At 62.9% G+C, this 22,218-nt stretch carries 23 protein-coding genes, 1 pseudogene and 1 riboswitch; of the genes and pseudogenes, 7 read left to right on the plus strand and 17 right to left on the minus strand.

Annotated elements, in window-relative coordinates; all coding sequences use genetic code 11:
- The first annotated feature begins 19 nt into the window (after positions 1 to 19).
- Positions 20 to 1,009: a radical SAM protein gene (locus AUC70_RS00415; protein ID WP_069443076.1), complete on the plus strand. Its 990-nt coding sequence runs from the start codon at positions 20 to 22 to the stop codon at positions 1,007 to 1,009.
- Between the two features lie 145 nt (positions 1,010 to 1,154).
- Entirely contained in the window at positions 1,155 to 1,550 is a 396-nt protein-coding gene (locus AUC70_RS00420) for a helix-turn-helix domain-containing protein (protein ID WP_069443077.1), read from the plus strand.
- A 12-nt stretch (positions 1,551 to 1,562) separates the two neighbouring features.
- On the opposite strand, the gene AUC70_RS00425 is transcribed toward AUC70_RS00420, so the two are convergent.
- From AUC70_RS00425 to AUC70_RS00450, 6 genes are all read right to left on the minus strand, one after another.
- Positions 1,563 to 1,868, minus strand: a complete 306-nt coding sequence (locus tag AUC70_RS00425) for a hypothetical protein (RefSeq protein ID WP_069443078.1) — start codon at positions 1,866 to 1,868, stop codon at positions 1,563 to 1,565.
- A complete protein-coding gene (locus AUC70_RS00430) occupies positions 1,865 to 2,893 on the minus strand; it encodes a phytanoyl-CoA dioxygenase family protein (protein ID WP_069443079.1) in 1,029 nt (342 codons plus the stop codon). The genes AUC70_RS00425 and AUC70_RS00430 overlap by 4 nt, the downstream gene beginning before the upstream one ends.
- Positions 2,894 to 2,920: 27 nt before the next feature.
- Positions 2,921 to 3,400: an acyl-homoserine-lactone synthase gene (locus tag AUC70_RS00435; protein ID WP_069443080.1), complete on the minus strand. Its 480-nt coding sequence runs from the start codon at positions 3,398 to 3,400 to the stop codon at positions 2,921 to 2,923.
- Entirely contained in the window at positions 3,379 to 3,588 is a 210-nt protein-coding gene (locus tag AUC70_RS16935) for an acyl-homoserine-lactone synthase (RefSeq protein WP_069443081.1), read from the minus strand. Before AUC70_RS16935 ends, AUC70_RS00435 begins: the two co-directional genes overlap by 22 nt.
- Positions 3,589 to 3,697: 109 nt before the next feature.
- Positions 3,698 to 4,441 carry a LuxR family transcriptional regulator gene (locus tag AUC70_RS00445; RefSeq protein WP_069443082.1) on the minus strand — a complete coding sequence of 248 codons (744 nt, stop codon included), beginning with the start codon at positions 4,439 to 4,441 and terminating at the stop codon, positions 3,698 to 3,700.
- Between the two features lie 122 nt (positions 4,442 to 4,563).
- Complete coding sequence (locus tag AUC70_RS00450) at positions 4,564 to 5,193, minus strand: hypothetical protein (protein ID WP_069443083.1); 630 nt, start codon at positions 5,191 to 5,193, stop codon at positions 4,564 to 4,566.
- 138 nt (positions 5,194 to 5,331) lie between these two features.
- Between AUC70_RS00450 and AUC70_RS00455 the strand changes: the two genes are divergently transcribed.
- Positions 5,332 to 5,580 (plus strand): hypothetical protein, encoded by a 249-nt coding sequence (locus tag AUC70_RS00455; RefSeq protein ID WP_069443084.1) that lies wholly within the window; start codon positions 5,332 to 5,334, stop codon positions 5,578 to 5,580.
- A 9-nt stretch (positions 5,581 to 5,589) separates the two neighbouring features.
- Here the strand turns inward: AUC70_RS00455 and AUC70_RS00460 are convergent, their stop codons facing one another.
- Positions 5,590 to 6,951, minus strand: coding sequence for an alanine/glycine:cation symporter family protein (locus tag AUC70_RS00460; RefSeq protein ID WP_069443085.1), 1,362 nt, complete (start codon positions 6,949 to 6,951; stop codon positions 5,590 to 5,592).
- A gap of 75 nt (positions 6,952 to 7,026) precedes the next feature.
- A complete protein-coding gene (locus tag AUC70_RS00465; protein ID WP_083241109.1) occupies positions 7,027 to 8,220 on the minus strand; it encodes a 2'-deoxycytidine 5'-triphosphate deaminase in 1,194 nt (397 codons plus the stop codon).
- Positions 8,221 to 8,309: 89 nt separating this feature from the next.
- Between AUC70_RS00465 and AUC70_RS00470 the strand changes: the two genes are divergently transcribed.
- From AUC70_RS00470 to argE, 3 genes are all read left to right on the plus strand, one after another.
- Complete coding sequence (locus AUC70_RS00470) at positions 8,310 to 9,038, plus strand: DJ-1/PfpI family protein (RefSeq protein ID WP_069443086.1); 729 nt, start codon at positions 8,310 to 8,312, stop codon at positions 9,036 to 9,038.
- Positions 9,039 to 9,078: 40 nt separating this feature from the next.
- Positions 9,079 to 9,157, plus strand: a riboswitch (SAM riboswitch).
- A gap of 88 nt (positions 9,158 to 9,245) precedes the next feature.
- Complete coding sequence (gene metZ / locus AUC70_RS00475) at positions 9,246 to 10,445, plus strand: O-succinylhomoserine sulfhydrylase (RefSeq protein ID WP_069443087.1); 1,200 nt, start codon at positions 9,246 to 9,248, stop codon at positions 10,443 to 10,445.
- Between the two features lie 4 nt (positions 10,446 to 10,449).
- A complete protein-coding gene (gene argE, locus AUC70_RS00480) occupies positions 10,450 to 11,613 on the plus strand; it encodes an acetylornithine deacetylase (protein WP_069443088.1) in 1,164 nt (387 codons plus the stop codon).
- Here the strand turns inward: argE and AUC70_RS00485 are convergent.
- The 3 genes and pseudogenes from AUC70_RS00485 to AUC70_RS00495 form a co-directional block, all read right to left on the minus strand.
- A complete protein-coding gene (locus AUC70_RS00485) occupies positions 11,582 to 12,571 on the minus strand; it encodes an Hsp33 family molecular chaperone (RefSeq protein ID WP_069443089.1) in 990 nt (329 codons plus the stop codon). The genes argE and AUC70_RS00485 overlap by 32 nt on opposite strands.
- A gap of 173 nt (positions 12,572 to 12,744) precedes the next feature.
- A pseudogene (gene argF / locus AUC70_RS00490) lies at positions 12,745 to 13,656 on the minus strand (ornithine carbamoyltransferase); the annotation flags it as partial.
- 42 nt (positions 13,657 to 13,698) lie between these two features.
- On the minus strand, positions 13,699 to 14,880 hold the full coding sequence (locus AUC70_RS00495) for an aspartate aminotransferase family protein (protein WP_069443091.1): 1,182 nt from the start codon (positions 14,878 to 14,880) through the stop codon (positions 13,699 to 13,701).
- 391 nt (positions 14,881 to 15,271) lie between these two features.
- Here AUC70_RS00495 and AUC70_RS00500 point away from each other — a divergent pair, with 391 nt between their 5' ends.
- Positions 15,272 to 15,784, plus strand: coding sequence for a GcrA family cell cycle regulator (locus AUC70_RS00500; RefSeq protein WP_069443092.1), 513 nt, complete (start codon positions 15,272 to 15,274; stop codon positions 15,782 to 15,784).
- A gap of 95 nt (positions 15,785 to 15,879) precedes the next feature.
- Here AUC70_RS00500 and phoB read toward each other — a convergent pair whose 3' ends face one another.
- The 6 genes from phoB to AUC70_RS00530 form a co-directional block, all read right to left on the minus strand.
- Positions 15,880 to 16,587, minus strand: a complete 708-nt coding sequence (gene phoB / locus AUC70_RS00505; protein WP_069443124.1) for a phosphate regulon transcriptional regulator PhoB — start codon at positions 16,585 to 16,587, stop codon at positions 15,880 to 15,882.
- Between the two features lie 16 nt (positions 16,588 to 16,603).
- Positions 16,604 to 17,338: a phosphate signaling complex protein PhoU gene (phoU, locus tag AUC70_RS00510; RefSeq protein ID WP_069443093.1), complete on the minus strand. Its 735-nt coding sequence runs from the start codon at positions 17,336 to 17,338 to the stop codon at positions 16,604 to 16,606.
- 27 nt (positions 17,339 to 17,365) lie between these two features.
- Complete coding sequence (gene pstB, locus AUC70_RS00515; protein ID WP_244505433.1) at positions 17,366 to 18,112, minus strand: phosphate ABC transporter ATP-binding protein PstB; 747 nt, start codon at positions 18,110 to 18,112, stop codon at positions 17,366 to 17,368.
- A gap of 116 nt (positions 18,113 to 18,228) precedes the next feature.
- The gene (gene pstA / locus AUC70_RS00520; RefSeq protein ID WP_069443095.1) at positions 18,229 to 19,536 is read right to left on the minus strand and encodes a phosphate ABC transporter permease PstA; all 1,308 of its coding nucleotides are present in this window, start codon (positions 19,534 to 19,536) and stop codon (positions 18,229 to 18,231) included.
- Positions 19,536 to 21,008 (minus strand): phosphate ABC transporter permease subunit PstC, encoded by a 1,473-nt coding sequence (gene pstC / locus AUC70_RS00525; RefSeq protein ID WP_069443096.1) that lies wholly within the window; start codon positions 21,006 to 21,008, stop codon positions 19,536 to 19,538. Before pstC ends, pstA begins: the two co-directional genes overlap by 1 nt.
- 125 nt (positions 21,009 to 21,133) lie before the next feature.
- Positions 21,134 to 22,177, minus strand: a complete 1,044-nt coding sequence (locus tag AUC70_RS00530) for a PstS family phosphate ABC transporter substrate-binding protein (RefSeq protein ID WP_069443097.1) — start codon at positions 22,175 to 22,177, stop codon at positions 21,134 to 21,136.
- Positions 22,178 to 22,218: the final 41 nt, after the last annotated feature.

A 22,218-nucleotide genomic window follows, 5' to 3' on the forward strand; every position in this document is an offset into this window, starting at 1 on the left:
GGATTGAGCCACCGCGCCGATGACAGACGCCGCCTTCTTCACCCTGACACGAAAGTTCTCCGATCCGGACCTGACCGTCGACGGCAAGCGCCGCGCGCGGGTCCCGCTGACGCGCCTGAGTACGCTGTGGATCAATACAGGCACGCTGTGCAACATCGCCTGCCGCAACTGCTATATCGAATCGAGCCCGACAAACGACGCCTTCGTCTATATCAGCCGGGCTGAAGCCGCCGCCTTTCTCGATGAGATCGCGAACGACAGCTGGCCGGTGAGCGAGATCGGGTTCACGGGCGGCGAGCCGTTCATGAACCCGGACATACTCGGCATGCTTGAAGACGCGCTCGACCGGCATTTCTCCGTACTCGTCCTAACAAACGCCATGCAGCCGATGATGCGGCGCCCCGTGCGCGAGGCCTTGCTGGCCCTCCGGGAGGCTCACGACGACCGGCTGACTCTGCGCGTAAGTCTCGATCACTACACGGCCGCGCGTCACGACGAAGAACGCGGCGACGGAACGTTCGACAAGACGCTGGAAGGGATCGACTGGCTCGCGGCGGAAGGCTTCTCGATCGCGCTTGCCGGACGCACATGCTGGGGCGAATCCGAGCAAGCCGCCAGGGCGGGCTATGCCGAACTGATCGCGACCCGCTCCTGGCCCATCGCTGCCGAACGGCCGGATGCGCTCGTGCTCTTTCCGGAAATGGACGCGCAAACAGATGTGCCGGAGATCACCGAGGAGTGCTGGGACATCCTGAATCTATCGCCAACCAAAATGATGTGTGCGTCGAGCCGCATGGTCGCGAAAAGGCGCGGCGACAGGGTCCCTGTCGTCCTCCCTTGCACGCTGCTCACGGACCTTCCACGTTTTGGCATGGGGGCCACGCTCGCGCAGGCAGCAACGGCCGACGGCGATCTATTTGATCAGGGTACGGTTAAACTCTGCCACCCGCATTGCGCGCGGTTCTGCGTCCTGGGTGGGGCTTCCTGCTCGGCAGGGCCCCTTGGATAGACCCCGCCTATCAAGCAACATCAGAGCGTTACGCCCTAGTCTATAATGACTCTGAATTTGGGGCCCATTGCGTCTATAGGACTATTGCAACCGAGAGAAACAACTGTAATTGGTTGTCGACACTCAGCGCATCACAGGAGCGAATATGGGAAAGAAATCGCCACAACAGACAGATGTGGTAGTTGGACACAACATCCGTTTTTGGCGGTTGGAACGGAAGATGTCGCAGACCGATCTGGCCAACCGTCTTGGTCTGACCTTCCAGCAGATTCAAAAGTACGAAAATGGCGCGAATCGCGTGGGGGCCAGCCGGCTCATGCAGATCGCCACAGCTCTCGATGTGCCGATCCACGCCTTCTTCGACGGCGCCGGCCCGCAGACGGACGAGACGGAATCGCCCATCAAGTTCGTCGGGGATCAGCAAGCTCTGCGCCTTGTCCGCGCGTTCGCCGATATCGACGACGCGGGGCTGCGCCGTTCGGTCGTGAACCTCGTCGAAGGCATCGCGGGCAGCCAGCCCGAAGAGAACGGCGCGAAGTAGATCAAGCCGACCTCAGTGCGCCTTCGAGGACGGGGGCGCTTCCTCGGCGGCATCTATTATGTCCTCCCCGTCGACGCTGTCAGAAATGACCTTGCTCAGTTCAGCTTCCGCGAGTTTCAAATAGTGCACGAAATTGTGCTGCCGGTGCTGCAGACCCTCGATAATGGCGTAGTCGAGCAGCAGGAGCAGGGTCCGAGACCATTGTGGAAAATTCACGGTGGGATCGGGATCGGCGATTTCGTCGATCCCACCGTCTGTCGCCTCGACGGGCTCGCTCTCAAGCGATGGCCAGCCGGCACCGGGAGGACGGCGCCTCACGCCGCTTGGCTCCCGGCCAGTTGACCCAAGGCCGCACCGGGCGCCGCGCTTGCAGCTACCGCATCACTGGGAGCCCTCTCCCACACGACAGGGAAGTCCGTACCGCTTAGCGGATCACCGGTGTTCAGCCGGCCCGTGTGATGCAATTGCGCCGGCGCCCAGGGCCGTTCCTTGAAGCGAATGTCGTCACCGCAATAGCGGATCGAAGCGGCGCGGCGCACCTGGTAACGGCTCTGGTTTCCACCCGTGCCGTGAATCGTCCGGTAGTGATGGACGAGGACATCGCCCGGCTCCACGTCGAAGTGAACGATGTCGTAGTCGTCCAGATTGTTCTCGATGTCCGGCAGATCCACACCTTCCGAGCCCGGCAACGGGGCCTGCGAGATAAAGACATTGGGCTTGTAGAGCGTGCCGTCGCGATGCGATCCGCGCACATACATCATGGCGCCCGTCTCCAAAGTGACCGGATCGGCGGGGACCCACATGACGCAGCACTGCTCGCCTTCGATCTCGAAATAGGTCGCATCCTGATGAAAGGCGGTTTTGCCGGGCGTGTTGGGCTCCTTGACGAAAACCTGGTCGCCGAAGAACCGGACCGTGCCCGATTGCAGCAACTCTCCGGCAATCTCCGGCAGCGCGCCGTGCGTGCAAAGCTGGCGATAGCTGTCGAGCCGCGCTGCCACGCCGGTATCGATGAAGTACGCCCCCTGGCGCGCCTCGGAATCCTCGTCGGCCAGGAGCGGTTTCCCGGTCGACTTGACGTAGTCCATGATCGCCTCGAGGTCGTACTGACCATCGCTCATGGCCCGAAGCTGGTCGACGTCGTTCGCGGCGGTCGCCTTCAGGACCTTGGTGAAGTCGTAGCCGCTCGGGCTGTCGTCGAGCTTGTTCACGGTGAGGTCGATGGACCGTCTCAAGCTATTGACCGACTCGAGGCTGAGAATGCCCTTGAGCAGAACCACCCCGGCCTGCTTGTAGGCTGCAATTTCGTCTTGCGTGACCGCTCGTGTGATGTGGTGTGACATCTGATCAACTCCCTCTCAAGAACTGCGCTAAGCAACGTCTCTGAACTGCGGAGCAGCATTCGGATAAGCGAAAGCTTCCGGCGCCGGCGAGTATTCCAGCGCGCCGTAGCTCCGGATCTCGGTGATGGCGCGCTCGGTGACGGGCAGCCGAATGGCCATGCAGGTGCCCCCGCCGGGCACCCCCTTACCGCCGCCATAGGGGTGCGCGGATCCGAGTGCGAAGGTCTGCGAGTTGACCTTCTTGAAGCTTCTCAGAAGAGGCGCATCGATGACCGTTTGGATATGCCGGATGCCGTAGCTCCAAGCCCATTCGGTCATGGCACCGAGGATGCGGGCCTTCACGACCCGATTGCTCTCGGCGGTCTTCTCCCGCGGCGACGCGATATAGCGCGTCCCCTCGTACACGAACGGATCGCGCAAGGCGGTACCGCCGTCCGATAGGTGCGGGTAGTAGTCTGCTGTGAGCGAGGCGACGGTCGTGGGCGTCAGACGAACCGCACCCTGCAAATGTCCTTGCTCGTCGATATCGAGAAGTACACCGCCTGGTCGGTATCGTACTGGTCGATCTCGAGCCCGTTTCTGGCGGGCAGCGACCAGCGGCGATTGACCACGAATGTTTCGTACCGTGCGCGGAAAAGCGTCTCGAACAGGCCGGCGTGGCGCGCCCTGTCCTTACCCTCAATGACTTGGACCATCGTTAAGCCCCCCGATTGGAATCGCGGGGGCAATCAGGCCCTAAAGACGTGGGTTCCGACTATCCTAGTTTCTTTGTATTGCCTGAATTTTTGTTGGTGATTCAACGCTCTACAGCGTGATTTCACCAAACCGGATGGCCTTCACGACGGCAAAAGTGCGTCGGAAGGCATCGAGCTTCCGTTTCGCGCGCTCCACATGCACGGTCACGGTGGCCGGCGAGATCGCCAGGATGCCGGCGATTTCCTGGTCGGATTTACCGGCTGCGATCCAGCGCATCACCTCTTTCTCCCGGGGCGTCAGCGGCGTATGCGCTTCGCTGCCGCGCACCTGCTCCAGAAGGACGCGCTTGAGCGCTTGATGGCTGTAGAGCGAGATCAGCTCGACCGCGCGGCGCGCGTCCTGCGAAAGATCCGGGTTCCGGCCGCACGGGCTGAAGACGGACAGCGCTCCCGACAGGGTGACGATCGGGATGATCAGGCCGTCATTGACGTCGAACTCCCGCGCCTCCTCGATAATGCGCTTGTCGGCCCGGTTGAGGTCCCGGCGCTCGACCACATCGCTCCACGAGAAGGGCCGCACCGAATCGCGCAATTCCGTGACCACGGGATCCCGCAGGACGTAATTCTTCTCTTCGTAGTGGTCGATGTAGTCCTGGGGCCGGGTGTTGAGATGCACGCCCTTCTTAAAAGGCTCGCCGGGGCCCGGCATGATGAAACTGGTGACGCAGGTGAAGCCGTACCAAGCCAGCTCCTCGGAGATCGCGGAACAGATGGCGTCGTAGTCCTTCAGACCCTCGATCTTCTCGACGAAGTCGAGCGGCCGATGGGCATATGGCGAAGGCGAACTCTCCAATGTGCAAGCCCCATACGAATAAGTGCGACGTGCAATTGTTGCATCTAAGAATTGCAAGTCAACAAGACACTCCCGTTTTCGGCCAAAAATGGGAGCCTGCAGCGCATTAGCCGCACACTGACTTACTGGTCCGAGCCGGACTCGCTGTCCTCGGCCTTGTCGGGCTCGCTGTCGTCGCCCTTGATTTCAAAGGGAAGTTCAAAGGACGCGGACTTCTTTCCGAGCTTGTCGGTGAATTTCAGTTCCGCCACGTACTTGCCGGTCGGCGCCTCGGTGAAATCGATCGTGAGGGCCGTCATCACTTCCATATTGTTGTCGCGGCTGTCGAAGGTGAAGGTCCCAAAGCCCGCCTGCTCGCCAAGGACCTTGCCCTCGCTATCCTTCAGGATCAGGTCGGAGACGAGCTCCGCGTGGTTCAGACCGCCCTGCTTCTTCCAGGTGAAGCCCACGGGCTCCACATAAATGAAGAGCTTTTCGCCGGGCTTGAAGACGGTGTTGGGTCGGGGGTCGTAAATGCCGTAGCCGGTCGGCGCGGACTTCACGAAGAGGGCCTCGCGAAACATCAGCGGGCCTTGCTCCCAGATGCTCAGCGCGGCTTTGCGGATCGTATTGTAGGCATCGAGGTCGTTGCCCTTCTTCGCTTCGCTTGCGGCAGTCTTCGCAAGCTCCTGGACGCTCTGGGCGTGACCTGGCCCTCCGGCACCGACACTCGCGACGAAAGCCAATAGAAATGCGATCGCACCGTGTCTCATCGTCCCCCCTGAACCCCTGAAATGCCGCTTACTGCTCGGAATTCGTGACAATCGCATATGGACCGGCCTTGCGCTACTCCAAGGCTGCGTCACCAGGGCAGGATTGCTCGCCAGGGAGCTCCATTCTAGTGTCCGGCCATGCATGCATTCGCCGAAGCACTCTCCGATCCGGCCCTGCGAGGCGCCTATCTTGCGTTCTCACTGGTCCTTCTGATCCTCCCGCTCGTCCTGATCTGGCTGTGGTACCGCCAGCGCGCCAAGGCGGGCACTGTCGACCGGCCCATGCTGATCCGAGTCGGCCTGCTCACGCTGCTGTGGATGGTGGCCAACGCAGCGGCCCTCGGCTTCCTGATGTGGGCGGAGACGGTGACAAAGACTGGCGGCTAGGCACAGAGCCTAGAACGGATTGTTCTCCGACTTCCCACGGGTCGCGAAGAACTCCTTCGCCGCGGCGAACACCACCGGGCTCAGCAGTGCCAGCGCAATCAAGTTCGGGATCGCCATCAGCGCGTTGAGCGTATCGGCCAGCAGCCATACGAAGCTGAGTTTGACGGTCGCGCCGAGGATCGGTGCCAGCGACCACAGCACACGGAACGGCACGATGACCTTCACGCCGAGAAGATACTGCCAGGCCCGTTCGCAGTAATAGCTCCAGCCCAGGAGAGAGGTGAAGGCGAACACCGCAAGCGCGATGGAGGTGATCTCGCTGCCCACATTCGGAAGCGCGGATTCGAACGCGCTCGAGGTGAGTTCGGCGCCGTTCAGTCCGCTCGTCCAAGACCCCGTGCTGAGAATCACAAGAGCGGTGAAGGTGCAGACGAGGATCGTGTCGATGAACGTGCCGAGCATGGCCACGAGCCCCTGGCTGACGGGCCCTTTGCATTCGGCGGCCGCGTGGGCAATCGGCGCGGAACCGAGCCCGGCTTCGTTCGAGAACACGCCGCGGGCCACGCCGAAGCGGATCGCCGCCCAGACGGCGGCGCCGGCAAAGCCGCCCGTGGCCGCTGCCGGCGAAAAAGCATGCTCGAAGATCAGTCCGAACGACCCCGGTATCGCACCGGCATTGAGCACGAGCACGATGGACCCCGCCGCGAGGTATCCAATCGCCATCACCGGCACCAGCGTGCCGGCGACGGCGGCGATGCGCTGGACGCCGCCGATCAAAACGAGACCGACAAGGGCTGCCAGGATCACACCCGTTAGCCAGAACGGCATGCCGAAGGCCGCATCCAACGCGTCGGCGACGGAGTTGGCCTGGACCGTGTTGCCGATGCCGAACCCGGCAAAACCCGCAAAAAGAGCAAAGGCCGTCCCGAGCCAGGCCCAGCGCGGCCCGAGACCGTTCTTGATGTAGTACATGGGGCCGCCGACATACTTGCCGCGCTCATCCACTTCGCGATAGCGCACCGCAAGCACCGCCTCGGCGAACTTCGTGGCCATGCCCACCAAGGCGGTCATCCACATCCAGAAGATCGCGCCCGGGCCGCCGATGAAAATCGCGGTCGCGACACCGGCGATGTTCCCCGTCCCGATGGTTGCGGCGAGCGCCGTCATCAGGGCCCTGAAGGGTGTGATCTCGCCTTTGCCTTCGGCGACCCGGCCGTGCCAGAGCATGGCCAGCGCAAGCGGAAGATCGCGCACGGTGCGGAAATGCAATCCGATTGTGAGGAAGATTCCGACGCCGAGCAGGAGCACCAGCATCGGCACGCCCCAAACGACCCCGCTCAGCCACTGAATGGCCGATGTCAGCGTCTCCATGCCGTTGCTCCCCCGTGTCCCCAATACGGGCCACCGCTTCCCTGATGCGGGCCCTACCCCAGATGTAAGATAGGCTTAGGACTGACGAAAATGCTTCGACAGCTTCAGCCCCTGCGCCTGATAATGCGAGCCGATGCCCTGGCCGTAAAGGGTTTCGGGAATCTCGGTGAGCTTGTCGTAGACGAGCCGGCCAACGATCTGCCCGTCCTCGACGATGAACGGGATGTCGAGACTGCGGACCTCGAGAACCGCCTTGGCGCCCGGCACCTTGCCGGCCGAATAGCCGAAGCCCGGATCGAAGAAGCCGGCATAGTGCACCCGGTACTCGCCGATCATCGGGTCGAACGGCGCCATTTCCGCCACGTATTCCGGCGGCACCGAGACGCTCTCCTTCGAGGCGAGAATGTAGAATTCCTGGGGGTCCAGGACGAGGCGCTGGTCGCTCCCGAGATACACCGCCTCCCAGTACTGCCCGACGTCATAGCCGCCGACATTGTCCATATCGATCACGCCCGCATAGCGCCGGGCGCGATACCCCACGATGCCACCGGCTTCGACCGGCGCCAGGCTGATGCGCAGGTTGAGCCCGTCGCGGATCGCGGCCTCGCCTTCCACGAGCCCGACGTCCGAGTGGATGGCGCGCAAATGCTTGTCGCCGATCCGGCCCGGCGCTTCGTCCGACTGCTGACTGACGCGGCGGCGGAATCGAATTTGATTGAGGCGCGTGCCCGTGCGCACCTTGACGGAGAAAGTCCGCGGGCAGATCTCCGCGAAGAGAGGACCCCGATAGCCCTCTTCCACGTAGTCGAAGCTCTCTTGATAGTCGGCAATCAGCCGGGTGAACACGTCGAGCCTGCCCGTGGAACTCTTGGGGTTCGCAAAGGCCGCGATCGTCGGACGCAGATTCAGTTGCTCGATCAGCGGGACGAGGTAGACGCAGCCCGCTTCGAGCACGGCCCCCTTGGTCAGATCGATCTCGTGAAAGGTGAGCCCTTCGAGCTTGTCGCGCACGGTTGCCTTGGTGCCGGGCAGGAAGCTCGCCCGGATGCGATAGGCGACCTCACCCAAACGGAGATCGAGGCTCGCGGGCTGGATCTGGGCTTCTTCGATTGGAACCGAGCCGCCGAGCTCGCCCGCGGCGATGAGCGCGCGGAGCGCCTGGCTGGGCAGGACGCCGGTCCGGGACAGGGCGCGGCTCGCCCCGTCCGCGGCGCCTGTAGCGGCCGCAACCCCGGAGGCTGCGTCAAAAACTGGGTCAGGCTGGCTCATAACCGATCTTCATTGCATTTGCCGCGTGGCGGGTCATCCTGCGAATACGATTCTCCCCCGGATTCACACGGAACACCAGAGGGCATCCCATGATCCCGGAAGGCCGGATTCCAGACGATCAGTCCCTCGAGATCGGCTCGTTGCTGTTCGAGGGACTGGACCAGATCGACCTCACGGGCCCGTTCGAGGTCTTTGCCCGCCTGCCCAACACCACCACCCGCCTTTATGGCCTGACAGACGCGCCGGTGAGGGATGTGGGCGGCTTGCAGCTCACGCCCGATGGCTCGGTCCTGGACGCGCCCCAGCTCGACGTGCTGCACATTCCGGGCGGCGGGGGCCAGGAAGCTCTCATGCGGGATGAGGCCCTGCTCCATTGGATCCGCCGGCAGGCCGAAGGGGCGAGAATCCTGTTCTCGGTTTGCACGGGCGCCATCTGCGGCGCCGCGGGTCTACTGAAGGGGCGGAAGGCCACCACCTATTGGACCGTCCAGCATCTGCTGCCTTTGTTCGGCGCGACGCCCGTCGATGCCCGTGTCGTCGTGGACGGCAGTTTGGTCTGCGCGGGCGGCGTCACGTCGGGGATCGACGGGGCCTTGCGCGTGGCGGCGATGCTGCGGGGCGACGAGGCCGCGAAAACCATCCAGCTCGCCATGCAGTATGCGCCGGACCCGCCCTTCGATGCTGGCAGCCCCGATACCGCACCGGAAGCCGCCGTTTCGGCCGTCCGGAATGCGACCGCCGAACTGACCGCGCGGCGGGAACAGACAGCGCGAGAGGTGGCCCGCCGGCTCGGCGTCTCGGTGCCGACCAACGGGTAAAGCCGCCCTTTTGCTTGACGGCCCTCCCCCCACGCGACATTAATCTGCCTGTGGTGATTTGGCCGGCCGGCTTGCAGCCACGTAAAACAAGTCGCTAAAAGGGCCGCGGACGACACGCTTCCCGGCTTTTGGCACTTGCCAGATCCGGGTTTTTTTATGCCGCCGGCCAGAAACGCGTCTTGCGAAAACGTATGAGGAGTGTTGGTCATGGCCGGGAATAACAAGAGCCGCGAGAGTTGGAGCCCCGCCACGCAGTTGGTGCACGAGGGGACGCTGCGCAGCCAATTCGGCGAGACGTCTGAAGCGATCTTTCTAAACTCGGGCTATGTCTACGAAAGCGCCGAGGAGGCCGAGTCCCGGTTCAAGGGCGACACGGACGGCTATGTCTATAGCCGCTATGCGAACCCGACCGTCTCCATGTTCGAAGAGCGCATGTGCGCTCTGGAAGGCGCGGAAGCCGCCCGCGGCACATCGAGCGGCATGGCCGCGGTCGCAGCCTCGCTCCTGTGCCAACTCAAGGCGGGCGACCATGTCGTTGCCAGCCGCGCTCTATTCGGCAGTTGCCTCTACATCGTCGAGGATCTGCTGCCGCGCTACGGCATCGCCTCCACCCTCGTGGACGGCGGCAATCTCGGCGCGTGGGAGGCGGCTGTCAGGCCCAACACCAAGGCCTTCTTCTTCGAGACGCCAACCAATCCGGTCCTGGATCTGGTCGACATCGAGGCTGTGGCCAAAATCGCCAAAGGGTGCGGTGCGCTGACCATCGTCGATAATGTGTTCGCGACGCCGCTCGGCCAGAAGCCCCTGGCCCTCGGTGCCGATATCGTTGTCTACTCGGCGACGAAGCACATCGACGGGCAAGGACGGTGCCTCGGCGGCGTGGTCTTGGGGCCCCAAGAGTTCATCGACGAGACCTTGCATACGTTCCTCAAGCACACCGGCCCCTCGCTGAGCCCGTTCACGGCGTGGGTCCTGCTCAAGGGGCTGGAGACGCTGCCCTTGCGCGTGGCCCGTCACTGCGAGTCCGCCGCCCGCATCGCCGATTTCCTGGCGGACCGGCCCGGTGTCACACGGGTTCACTATCCTGGCCGCCCGGATCATCCGCAGCACGACATCGCCAAGAAGCAGATGGCGTTCGGCGGGCCGCTCGTAGCCCTTGAGGTCGGAACACGGAAGGAAGACGCTTTCGCCGTGCTGAACGCGCTCGATATCGTCAAGATCAGCAACAATCTCGGTGACGCCAAGAGCCTCGCCACGCATCCGGCCACCACGACGCATCAACGCCTTAGCCCCGAGGCCCGCGCGGACCTCGGCATCTTCGACAACACGATCCGGATTTCCATCGGACTCGAGGACGCCGGCGATCTGGAAGCCGATCTCGATCAAGCTCTCGCAACATTGACTTAGCAGCATGCCAACACCGCCAAGCACGCAGGACGCAATAGGGCTTCTCGCAAAGCTCATCGCCTTCGATACGACGAGCGCGAAATCGAATCTCGATCTGATCGCCTTCGTGCGGGAGTACCTGGACGGTCATGGCATCGCCTCGACCTTGGTGCCTGACGGCGACGGCAAGAAGGCTTGCCTCTTCGCCACCATCGGCGAAGGCGATGGCGGCGTCGGGCTCTCGGGCCATAGCGACTGCGTGCCGGTGACCGGGCAGTCCTGGACGTCAGACCCGTTCACACTGACCGAGCGCGGCGGCAAGCTCTACGGCCGGGGCACATGCGACATGAAGGGCTTCATCGCCTGCGTGCTCGCCTCCGTGCCGCTGTTCAAGGCGGCGCCGCTCACGGAGCCCATCCACATCCTCATCTCCTATGACGAGGAGGTGGGGTGCGTCGGGGTCCGGCCGATGATCGCGCGTCTGGAGCAGGATCTGCCGCGCCCGCGTGTCGTGATCGTTGGCGAACCCTCCGGCATGCAGGTCATCGACGGACACAAATGCATCGACGTCTTCCGCACGACGGTCACTGGCAAGGAAGCGCATTCCAGCATGCCCGCAATCGGCGTGAATGCGATCTCCGCTGCTTCCAAGCTCGTCGAGGAAATCGACCGCATGGCCGCCGAGGTAGCGAGTACCGAGAACGATCCGCATTTCGATCCGCCCTACTCGACGGTAATGGTGGCCATGGTCGACGGCGGTACGGCGCCGAACATCGTGCCGCGCAATTGCGATGTCCTGTGGCAGCTTCGCGGGTTGCCCGGCACCAAGGCCAAGGACGCACCCGCACGGCTTGAGGACTTCGCCGAGAAAACGCTGCTGCCCGGCATGCGCGCCGTCGCACCGGATGCTTCCATCGACACCAAGACCGAAACGGCCGTACCGGCCTTCTCTGCGGGGCCAGATTCCGAGGCCGTGTCTTTGGCGATGATGCTGACCGGCGCGAACCGGCCTCCGGCGTGTCCTATGCCACGGAGGCCGGGCTCTTCCAGGACGCGGGCTGTTCGGCGGTCGTGTGCGGGCCCGGCAAGTATCGAGCAGGCGCACGCGGCGGACGAGTTCGTCGCACTGTCGCAGATCGAGGCGTGCCTCGCGTTTCTCACCAAGTTGACCGAGCGGATGAGCGCGTAAGGGATGGGCCGTGCCGCCTAAGCGGCGCGAAGTCCTTCGGGTCGAAATCGTAGTGCGCGTTGCAGAACTCGCAATTCACCCATAGCTGTCCGTCGACCACCATGTCCGAGAGCTCTTCACCAGAGAAGCGCTGGAGCATTTCCCCGACGCGCTCCCGCGAGCAGCTGCAATAGGTCGTCAGCTCGATGGCGTGATAGACGCGCACCTGTTCTTCGTGGAAGAGACGGAACAGGAGCCGCTCGGGCGCCAGCGTCGGATCGAGCAACTCATGATCCTCGACCGTTTCGGCCAGCGATTTCGCCCGGGTCCAATCTTCCTCGAACCGCTTGGGGCTGATGATACCGCCTTCGCGGGTCAGCTTCTGGACGAGCAGTCCGCCGGCGCGCCAGGTCCAGGCGCCCTCGCCGTTCTCCCCGGCTTGGAAATGTCGCGCAACGGCCAGCCGCAGGAAGCTAGGCAGTTGCTCGGATTGCTTGAAATAGGTGTCCGCGGCCTCGGCAAGGCTGCTGCCTTCGAGAGGCACCACACCCTGATAGCGCTCGGCGTCCACACCTCGATCGATGGTCATGGCGAGGTGGCCTGTCCCCAGCAGAGCCGCGTCGTCGCTGTGGTCGAGAGCTGCGAGCTTCTTCTCGTCGAACCGGGCATAGGCTCGCATCGAGCCCGGAACCACGAAGTCGGCGACGAGCAGATCGACGGCGCCGTTGGTGGAGGCCTGCAGGATCAGCTTGCCGTCTGACTTGAGCGACGCTCCCAGTAGCGCCGTCAGCGCGACGGCTTCGCCAAGCAGGCGCGAGACGGGTTCTGGATAGTCGTGCCGGGACAGGATCGTGTCGACGGTAGATCCGAGTTTGACGAGACGCCCAAGAACGTCCGCTTGCTCGGCCTGAAACGGCAGCAAGACGTCGTCCGCCGGTAGTGCGAACTCGATGGCCTCGGTGGAGGCGGTTTCGCTCACCGCTTGCCTCCGCGCTTACCCGCCCGTTTCTTGGCGAGTTTCTTCGCAGCGCTTTTCTTGGACGCAGCCTTCCTGGGCGCAGCTTTCTTTGTGCTGGCACCCTTTCGCTTGGCTGGTGCGGCCTTGCGCGCGGACCTCTTCTTTGCCGCCGCCCGCACCGGCAGGCGGCCGTTGTTCAAGCACCAGACCAGGATGGCCTTTTGCGCATGCAGCCTGTTTTCGGCTTCGTCCCAAACGACCGACTGCGGTCCGTCCATGACCGCATCGGTGACCTCGTCGCCCCGATGGGCGGGCAAGCAGTGCATGAAGATCGCATCGGGCTTGGCGAGCGCCATCAGCGCCTCGTCGACCCGGAAGGGCTCGAGAGCGCTCTTGCGTGCTTCGACATCCTTGTCGCCCATGGAGACCCAGGTGTCGGTCACGATGCAGTCAGCATCCTTGGCGGCCGCGCGCGCGTCTTCGATAACTTCGATCTGCGCGCCCTCGGCACGGGCCCAAGCCAGAAGATCCGGGGCCGGGCCAAAATCCGCCGGGGCTGCGATACGCAAGGTGAACCCGAACCGCGCCGCAGCATGCACCCAGGAGGTCGCAACGTTGTTCGCGTCGCCGATCCAGGCAACCACGCGGCCCTTGATCGGCCCCTTGTGCTCCTCGAAGGTGAGGACGTCGGCCATGATCTGGCAGGGATGGGACCTCGCCGTGAGCGCATTGATGACCGGAATGTCGGAATACTCGGCGAAGTCCAGCAGTCCCTGGTGCGCACCGGTGCGCAGCATGATCGCATCCACGTAACGCGAGAGCACCCGCGCCGTATCGCCGATCGTCTCGCCGCGGCCGAGCTGCATGTCCTGGGCGTTCAGCACGACCGCTGCGCCGCCGAGCTGGTGCATGGCCATCTCAAACGAGACGCGCGTCCGCGTGGACGGCTTCTCGAAGATCATAGCCAGGACGGCGCCTTCCGGTACGGCAAGGCCTTTCGGGACTTTGCGCGCCTTCTTCAGGGCGGCGGCCGCATCGAGGATTGCGCGCAGAGTCCGCGTATCCAGTGCGTCGATATCGAGAAAATGGGAAGGCGTCGAAGGCATGAATGGATTGTCTTGAAATTGGGGAGGCTGAAACGAAGGGGCCTAAACCGCATCACCCGTTTTCAGGGCGACGCAAGCGGCATCGATGGTACGGCTGGCGAGATCGATCTCCTCCTCGCCGACGATCAGGGGCGGAAGCAACCGCACGACATTGTCACCGGCCGGGACGGTCAGCATCCCCCGCTCGCGCAGGGCCGCGACAAGCTTGGTATTCTCGGGCTTGCATTGCAGTCCCATCATGAGCCCCTGGCCCCGCACTTCGGCGATGATCTCGCTGTGCTCGTCGGCAAGGCCGGCAAGCTGCTGCTTCAATCTTAAGCCCATTTGCGCGACATGTTCGAGAAAGCCCGGCTCCAGGACGACGTCGAGCACGGCGTTGCCGACGGCCATGGCCAGCGGATTGCCGCCGAACGTGGACCCATGCGTGCCGGGAACCATGGCCTGGCCCACAGCCTCCGTGGTGAGGCAGGCGCCGACCGGGAAGCCGCCGCCGAGCCCTTTCGCGGAGGCCATGATGTCCGGCGTGATCTCCGCCCATTCATGCGCATAGAAGCGGCCGGTGCGGCCGACGCCCGACTGCACCTCGTCGAGGATCAGCAGCAGCCCCTTCTCGTCGCACAGCGCGCGCAAGTCCTGCAGGAAGCGATACGGCACGTCGCGCATGCCGCCCTCGCCCATGATGGGCTCCAGAAGCACGCCGGCGGTCTCCTCCGAAATCGCGTCCTCAATGACGTCGATGTCGAAGCCCGCCACCTGATCGAACCCGTCCACGGGCGGCCCGAAGCCTTCCAAATGCTTGGCCTGGCCGCCGGCGGCGATGGTCGCGAGCGTCCGGCCATGAAAGGCGCCCTCGATGGTGATCAACCGGTAGCGTTCCGGCGCGCCGTTGGCGAAATGATAGCGCCGGGCGCATTTGATCGAGGCCTCCACGGCCTCGGCGCCGGAGTTCGCGAAGAACACGCGGTCGGCAAAAGTTGCATCGCAAAGCCGTTGGCCGAGCCTCTCCTGACCGGGAATGCCGTACAGGTTCGAGACATGCCAGACCTTCTGCGCCTGCTCGTTCAGCGCGGCCACCAGGTGCGGGTGCGCGTGCCCGAGCGCGGTCACCGCGATCCCGCTCGAGAAGTCGAGATAGCGCTCACCGCTCTCGTCAAAGAGAAAGGCACCTTCGCCCCGCGCGAAGATCAATCCGCTGCGGGCATAGGTCGGAAGGAGAGCCGACATGAAACTTCCGTGTTCTTGAAACAAAAGTGCCGCCAACGGGCGGCAGCAAGCTTTGTCAGAGTGTTAGGTCTGCACCACACTTGAGTCAATCTGTCCTTATGACCCGCTTATCCAACGGTTCTCCACGCTTCTATTCAGCCTCGGGTTTGTGCTCAGCGCGGAGTGATGGCAGAATCCAATGGTTCCGGTGGAAAACGAGGCACACAAGCGTGGCGGACGCTTGTCGGTTCCTACCGGCCTTAGTAGGGTAATAATCGTTCGGCTACCAGATGTCGTAGGCATGGTGGACTCCCGAGCGATCATTTCTCAGCAGTAAATCCGAGTATTGCGAAAAAAAATGCCGTCGCTAACGACGGGTGGAATCTGAGTCCAAACTGAGGAGGCCGAAATTATGGCTTGGACTGACGAAAGAGTTGAACTGCTGAAGAAGCTTTGGTCCGAAGGACTGAGCGCGAGCCAGATTGCGGGACGCTTAGGCGGAGTGACCCGTAACGCGGTTATCGGCAAGGTGCATCGGCTCGGACTGTCGGGACGCGCGACCAGTTCCCGGTCCAGCGTTCCCCGGCCGAGACGCACCCAGGCGCCACGGCAAAACAGAGCGCCGTCCATCACTTTCGGCACGCGCGGCAACGTCGCGCTGAAGCCGACCTATGAAGAAGAATACGAGGCGGCTCCGGCGCCGGCTCCCGTCGAGGAACTGGTGATCCCGCTGCATGAGCGCGCCACCATCCTCACGTTGAAGGAGTCGATGTGCAAATGGCCGATCGGCGACCCGACCGAAGAAGGGTTTCACTTTTGTGGACGCAAGAAGACCGGCACCTCGCCCTATTGCGAGCATCATGCCCGCATGGCGTTTCAGCCGGTTCAAGCGCGGCGGCGGGAGAAGCGCTCAGCCACTGGCTGAATCACTCTTCCGAGAGCAATCTCTGTCTGAGATACGATTGAAGGCGCCGGGGAACCGGCGCCTTTTTTCTTGGTTGGCTGACTTCCCGAGCGGACCTAGGCCGTCTCTTCCAGCTTGTCGGAAAACGCGTAGCCGGCGCCGCGCACGGTGCGAACCGGGTCGCGTTCGCTGCCGCGCATCATGGCCTTGCGCAAACGGCCGATATGCACATCCACCGTGCGTTCGTCGACATAGACGTTCCGCCCCCAGACCCCATCGAGGAGCTGTGCACGGCTGAAGACGCGGCCGGGGCTCTGCATCAGAAACTCCAAGAGCCGGAACTCCGTCGGCCCGAGGTGAACCTGGCGGCCGTTGCGCGTGACACGATGGGAGTCGCGATCGAGCTCGATATCTCCCACCGTCAGCACGGAGGCGATGCGCTCCGGGTTGGTGCGGCGGAGAATTGCCCGCACCCGTGCCATCAGCTCGGGCAGGGAGAAGGGCTTCACCACGTAGTCGTCCGCGCCCGTCGTCAAACCCCGAATGCGGTCGTTCTCTTCGCTCCGCGCCGTCAACAGGATGATCGGTATCGTCCGCGACTCCTTGCCCGTACGCAACCGCCGGCACAGCTCGAGCCCAGACAGGCCCGGCAGCATCCAATCGAGCACGATCAAGTCCGGCGAATTTTCCGCAATTGCGACTTCGGCCTCGTCGCCGCGATGCACCACATCGACGGCAAAGCCTTCGGCCTCCAGATTGTACCGAAGGAGAAGAGCCAGCGGCTCTTCATCCTCGACAACCAGTACCTTTGCTCCCGCGTTCATCACGGACATCCCCCAGTTAGAAGGACGAGCTTCTCAACGACGTATAGGCCGTCGAACTGGTCGTATCGCCTTTCGGACGCTGATCCGTGATCGGCCGGCCATGCACGAGATAGTATACCGTCTCGGCGATATTGGTCGCATGGTCGCCGACCCGTTCGATGTTCTTCGCACCGAAAAGCAGATGCGTGCATAGGCCGATATTCCGCGGATCTTCCATCATGTAGGTGAGGAGCTCGCGGAACAGCGAGTTGTACATCGAGTCGATCTCTTCGTCCTTGTACCAGACGTTCAGCGCCCGTTCGGCATCGCGCTCGATGAAAGCATCAAGCACGTCCTTGAGCTGGCTGAGCGACAGCTCGCCCATGTGCTTCAGGCCCAGCATCAACTGCTTCGGCTGCTGCTCCGTCACGACCGCGACGGCGCGCTTGGCGATGTTCTTGCCAAGGTCGCCAATCCGCTCGAGATCCGTTGAAATCCGCAAGGCTGCCATGATCTGGCGGAGATCGTAGGCCATCGGCTGCCGCCGGGCGATCATGATGACCGCCTGCTCTTCGATCTCGCGCTGAAGCTGATCGATCTCCTCGTCCTCGCCGATCGTGTTGGCGGCAAGGTCCGGATCGCGGCGATCCAGAGCCTCAAAGGATTGTCCGAGAACCTTCTCCGCAAGGCCGCCCATCTTGGCGATCTTGTTGTTGAGGAGCGATAGTTCCTCCTCGTAGGACCGGACTGTATGTTCGTTCTGTTGTTCCATGGGGGGCGGGACTCCTGAGCGCCGATATCAACCGAAGCGACCAGTGACGTAGTCTTGGGTACGCTGATCGGACGGGTTGGTGAAGATCGTCGACGTGTCATTCACCTCGACGAGCTTGCCGAGATGGAAGAACGCCGTACGCTGGGACACACGTGCGGCCTGCTGCATCGAGTGGGTCACGATCGCGATGCAGAGATTCTCTTTGAGCTCATCCATGAGTGTTTCGATGGTCGCCGTCGCAATGGGATCGAGCGCAGAGCAAGGCTCGTCCATCAAAAGGACTTCCGGGTTCACCGAGATGGCCCGGGCGATGCAGAGACGCTGCTGCTGACCGCCCGAAAGGCCGGTACCCGGCGCATCGAGCCGATCCTTCACTTCTTCCCAAAGGCCCGCCTTGATGAGGCTGGTCTCGACGACCTCATCCATTTGAGCCTTGGTGGCACAAAGGCCGTGCAAACGCGGCGCGTAGGCCACGTTCTCGTAGATGGACTTGGGGAACGGGTTCGGCTTCTGGAACACCATGCCGACGCGGGCGCGAAGCTGCACCGGATCGACCTCGGGGGCATAGATGTCTTCGCCGTCGAGGCGAATATCACCCTTTACCTTACAGATATCGATCACATCGTTCATGCGGTTGAGGCAGCGCAGGAACGTGGATTTGCCGCAACCGGAGGGACCGATCAGGGCCGTCACCGACTGACTGAAGATCTCGAGGTTGACGTCGAACAGCGCCTGCTTGTCGCCATACCACAGGTTGACGTCCGTCGCCTTCATCTTCAGCTCGCCAAGTGCGGAAGAAGCGGCGTCGCCCGTCTCCTTCGGCTCGGCGGGCTGCTCGACCGTCGTAGCAGGCCTGTCTTCCACCTTCGCCTCCATAGCTTCGGTCCCCTTTACCATTTGCGTTCGAACCTGTTGCGTAAATACACAGCCAAACTGTTCATCACGATCAGGAAGGCCAGCAATACCATGGTCGCACCGGCGGTGCGTTCCACGAAACCACGTTCCGCCGACGATGCCCACATATAGATCTGCACCGGCAGGCCTGTGGCGGGCTCGAGCGGAGTCGTCGGATATTCCACCACGAAGGCGACCATGCCGATCATCAGGAGCGGGGCGGTTTCACCCAGCGCTTGCACGAGACCGATAATTGTCCCGGTCAGAATGCCCGGCAAGGACAACGGCAGGACGTGGTGTCCGATCAACTGCATCTTGGACGCTCCGACGCCGAGAGCCGCCTCGCGGATCGACGGCGGCACCGCGCGGATGGCGGCTCGCGTCGTGATGATGATGGTCGGGAGCGTCATGAGTGTCAGCACGAGACCGCCGACGAGGGACGCCGACCGTGGCAGTCCGAAGAAGTTGATGAAGACCGCGAGGCCAAGGAGTCCGAACACGATGGACGGCACCGCCGCGAGGTTGTTGATGTTCACCTCGATCGTGTCCGGCGATCTTGCCTTGGGAGCATACTCCTCGAGATAGAGCGCCGCGCACACGCCCAAGGGTACGGCCAGCAAGACCACCGTAAGCATCATGAAGAAGGAGCCGATGAGCGCCACACCGAGACCGGCGGTCTCTGGGCTGCTCGAGGCGCCGTTTAGGAAGAGGCCCGTGTTGAAGCGCTTCTTCATATCGCCGTTGTCGACCAGCTGGTCGATCCAGGCGACCTGCTGATCGCTCACCGCACGGCGATCGCTCGGCGTCTCGCGGTCAATAGAGCCCTTCAGCAGAGCGTCGGCATTGTCGCTTGCAAGGAGCCAGACATCCTCGGTCTTGCCGACAATCGACGGATCGCGCAGGACCATGTCGCGGAGTTGGACGTCGACGCCGCGGGACAAGAGCTCATTGGCGGCGCGGCGCTCCTTGCGAACCTCGGGATCGACACCAAGCTCTTTATAGAGCGCCGTGCGCGCGAGCTTCACGTAGTTGGCGCGGAAGATTTCCTCTTCAGCATCGGGATTGCCAGAGGGATTGATCACGTCCTGGCTGAACTCGACCGGAAGCTTGATGGAGGTCTGCAGGAACGCGGACCAGCCTTGGCTGAAGATCGACGTAAACAGGAAGACGAGGAAGGCAAGCGCGAAAAGGATCGCGGCAACCCCGTACATCCGGAAGCGGCGCTCTGCCCGATGCCGCTTGCGCAGCTTCTTCCGAGCTTCGTCGCCCGTAAAGGACGCGAGGGAGGCGGTCTGGTCGGTCATTATTCGTACTGCTCCCGATATTTGCGCACGATGTAGAGGGCGTAGACGTTGAGCGCCAAGGTGATGATGAACAGCGTGAGGCCCAAGGCGAACGCCACGAGGGTCTGCGGGCTGTTGAACTCAAGGTCGCCGGTGAGCTGGCTGACGATCTTCACGGTGATCGTCGTGACCGGCTCGAGCGGGTTGAGCGTGAGATTTGCGGCGATACCGGCAGCCAACACCACGATCATGGTCTCGCCGATGGCGCGGGAGGCCGCGAGCAGCACGGCGCCGACAATACCCGGGAGCGCCGCCGGCAAGATGACCTTCTTGATCGTCTCCGACTGGGTCGCGCCGAGGCCGTAGGAGCCTTCGCGCAGCGACTGCGGCACCGGCGTGATGATGTCGTCGGAAAGCGACGACACGAACGGAATGATCATGACGCCCATGACGATGCCGGCGGTCAGCACGCTGGAGGCGGAGACTTCGAGTCCGATGTTGAAACCAAGGTCGCGAAGCAGCGGACCGAAGACCGACAGAGCGAAAAAGCCGTACACGATCGTCGGGATGCCGGCGAGGATCTCAAGAACGGGCTTGGCGAAGGCGCGCACCTTGGATCCGGCATATTCGGACATGTAGATCGCGGCGAAGAGGCCGACCGGCACGGCGACCAAGAGCGCGACCGCCGAGATGAACAGCGTACCCCACAGAAGCGGGAGGAGGCCGAACTGACCTTCGGCCTTGCCGACTGTCGCGAAACGCGGATCCCAGACCGTTCCGAACAAGAAGTCGAACGGCGAGACGAACTGGAAGAAGTGGATGGTTTCGAACAGCACCGACAGGACGATGCCGACGGTCGTGAGCACCGCGACGGTCGATGCCAGGAATAGCCCTGAGCGCATCACTGCCTCGGTGATGTTGCGGGCGCGCAATTCCGGACGGATGCGCGAGTAGCCCCAGGCAAAGCCAAGCGCCGCGAGAGCGAAACAGGCGATTGGCATGATGAGCCGGCTGGTCGCGCGCGCCGATGCCAGCTCATCGGCGGCGGCCAACACCGAACGCTCAGGATCGGATCCCAGAACGACGCTGTGCCGGGACAACACGTCCCGCGCATCGGAGGTGGTGACGAAACCGTACCGGGCCTTGCGCAGCACCTCAAACTCTTCTGAGGTGAGCTGCGGCAGGCCCTCTGCGATCGTATCGACCACGCTCATGGTGAGAGCCTGCTCGGCATCGGTGCCCTGCAGCACTTTGGGCCCGAGCTCCTGCATGGCGATGTATCGGGTGACGGGTCGTTCCGCGATACTCCAGCCGGCGAACAGGATAATCGCCGGAAGGGCAGTCAGGATCGCGAGGTAGTAGCCGTTATAGGACGGACGCGAGTGGAGCTTATGCTGCTCACCGCCGCAGACCTGGATGCTGCGCATGCGGCCGATGAAATAGGCGAGGACGCCTGCGCCTATCAGTATGGCAAGTATCGTGAAAGTGGACACCCGGCGACCCCCCTCGGTCGGCAATTCTCAGTCTTGGTGGCCCCGGTTCGAGGGCCGGCCGGGGGAGCGGCACTCTTCGCGCGCCGCTCCCCCAACTTGGCTTTAATCAGACGAGATCGTCAGCATTACATGCTGAGGACCTTGCCCTCCTTGACTTCTTCCTGAAGAGCCTCGAGCTCGTTCTCAGGCAGCGGGACGAGACCATAGTCGGCCAGCGGGCCGTCCGGGCCGATCATCTTCTCGCTGGTGAAGAACTCGACATACTCCTTCAGACCGGGGATCACGCCGATGTGGTCCTTCTTGACGTAGAAGAACAGCGGGCGGGAAACCGGGTACTCGCCGGAGGAGATCGTCTCCACGGACGGCGAAATGCCGCTCATGGTGGCGACGTTCAGCTTGTCGGTGTTGTTCTCGTAGAACGACAGACCGAAGACGCCGACGCCTTCCGGATTGGACTGAATGCGGGCCAGCGTCTCGGTGTAGTCGCCATCGATGTCGATCGCGCCGCCGTCCTTGCGGACCTTCACGCAAGCCTTTTCAGCGGCCTTCTCGTCCATGCCGGCTTCTTCAAGCGCCTTCATGCCGCCAACGGCCTCACAACCGATCGCGAGAACCTTCTCTTCGAAGACTTCACGAGTGCCGTGCTTCTCGCCCGGGATGTACGCGACGATCTTCCAATCCGGAAGCTTGTCGTTCACGTCCTTCCAGGTCTTGTTCGGGTTGGCCGTCATCTTGCCGTCGACCGGGATCTCCTCGGCCAGAGCGAGGTAGACGTCCTTCGGCTCGAGAGCCCAAGCGCCCGACTTGGCGTCGGTCGCGAAGACGATGCCGTCATAACCGAAGCGAACCGGCATGATGTTCTTCACACCAGCTTCGGCACAAGCCTCGATTTCCTTGTCCTTGATCGGGCGCGAAGCATTCGCGATGTCGATCGTGCCCTCGCCGACGCCCTTGCAGAACTGCTTCAGGCCAGCAGAGGAACCACCGGACTCGACGACCGGCGCCTTAAACTTGGAGTAGGTCTTACCGAAATCCTCGGCAACGATCTGCGCATACGGCAGAACGGTCGAGGAACCTGCGATCTGAACCTGATCACGGGCCAGCGCGGGGCCGCCCGTGCAGAGAGCGGCGACGGCGAGCGTCGACGCTGCGATAGCAAACCTGTTCACAATAGAACTCCCTTGGCTTGGATAACGGCGCTCGAACAAGC

The organism is Methyloceanibacter stevinii (assembly GCF_001723355.1).
In the GTDB taxonomy this organism is placed as follows: domain Bacteria; phylum Pseudomonadota; class Alphaproteobacteria; order Rhizobiales; family Methyloligellaceae; genus Methyloceanibacter; species Methyloceanibacter stevinii.

What these genes read in the sequence shown, in the direction of transcription:
- AUC70_RS00415 (WP_069443076.1), top strand. Translation starts at nt 20, where the DNA reads ATGACAGACGCCGCCTTCTTCACCCTGACACGAAAGTTCTCCGATCCG.
- AUC70_RS00420 (WP_069443077.1), top strand. Translation starts at nt 1,155, where the DNA reads ATGGGAAAGAAATCGCCACAACAGACAGATGTGGTAGTTGGACACAAC.
- AUC70_RS00430 (WP_069443079.1), bottom strand. Translation starts at nt 2,893, where the DNA reads ATGTCACACCACATCACACGAGCGGTCACGCAAGACGAAATTGCAGCC.
- AUC70_RS16935 (WP_069443081.1), bottom strand. Translation starts at nt 3,588, where the DNA reads ATGGTCCAAGTCATTGAGGGTAAGGACAGGGCGCGCCACGCCGGCCTG.
- AUC70_RS00450 (WP_069443083.1), bottom strand. Translation starts at nt 5,193, where the DNA reads ATGAGACACGGTGCGATCGCATTTCTATTGGCTTTCGTCGCGAGTGTC.
- AUC70_RS00455 (WP_069443084.1), top strand. Translation starts at nt 5,332, where the DNA reads ATGCATGCATTCGCCGAAGCACTCTCCGATCCGGCCCTGCGAGGCGCC.
- AUC70_RS00460 (WP_069443085.1), bottom strand. Translation starts at nt 6,951, where the DNA reads ATGGAGACGCTGACATCGGCCATTCAGTGGCTGAGCGGGGTCGTTTGG.
- AUC70_RS00465 (WP_083241109.1), bottom strand. Translation starts at nt 8,220, where the DNA reads ATGAGCCAGCCTGACCCAGTTTTTGACGCAGCCTCCGGGGTTGCGGCC.
- AUC70_RS00470 (WP_069443086.1), top strand. Translation starts at nt 8,310, where the DNA reads ATGATCCCGGAAGGCCGGATTCCAGACGATCAGTCCCTCGAGATCGGC.
- metZ (WP_069443087.1), top strand. Translation starts at nt 9,246, where the DNA reads ATGGCCGGGAATAACAAGAGCCGCGAGAGTTGGAGCCCCGCCACGCAG.
- argE (WP_069443088.1), top strand. Translation starts at nt 10,450, where the DNA reads ATGCCAACACCGCCAAGCACGCAGGACGCAATAGGGCTTCTCGCAAAG.
- AUC70_RS00495 (WP_069443091.1), bottom strand. Translation starts at nt 14,880, where the DNA reads ATGTCGGCTCTCCTTCCGACCTATGCCCGCAGCGGATTGATCTTCGCG.
- AUC70_RS00500 (WP_069443092.1), top strand. Translation starts at nt 15,272, where the DNA reads ATGGCTTGGACTGACGAAAGAGTTGAACTGCTGAAGAAGCTTTGGTCC.
- phoB (WP_069443124.1), bottom strand. Translation starts at nt 16,587, where the DNA reads ATGAACGCGGGAGCAAAGGTACTGGTTGTCGAGGATGAAGAGCCGCTG.
- phoU (WP_069443093.1), bottom strand. Translation starts at nt 17,338, where the DNA reads ATGGAACAACAGAACGAACATACAGTCCGGTCCTACGAGGAGGAACTA.
- pstB (WP_244505433.1), bottom strand. Translation starts at nt 18,112, where the DNA reads ATGAAGGCGACGGACGTCAACCTGTGGTATGGCGACAAGCAGGCGCTG.
- pstA (WP_069443095.1), bottom strand. Translation starts at nt 19,536, where the DNA reads ATGACCGACCAGACCGCCTCCCTCGCGTCCTTTACGGGCGACGAAGCT.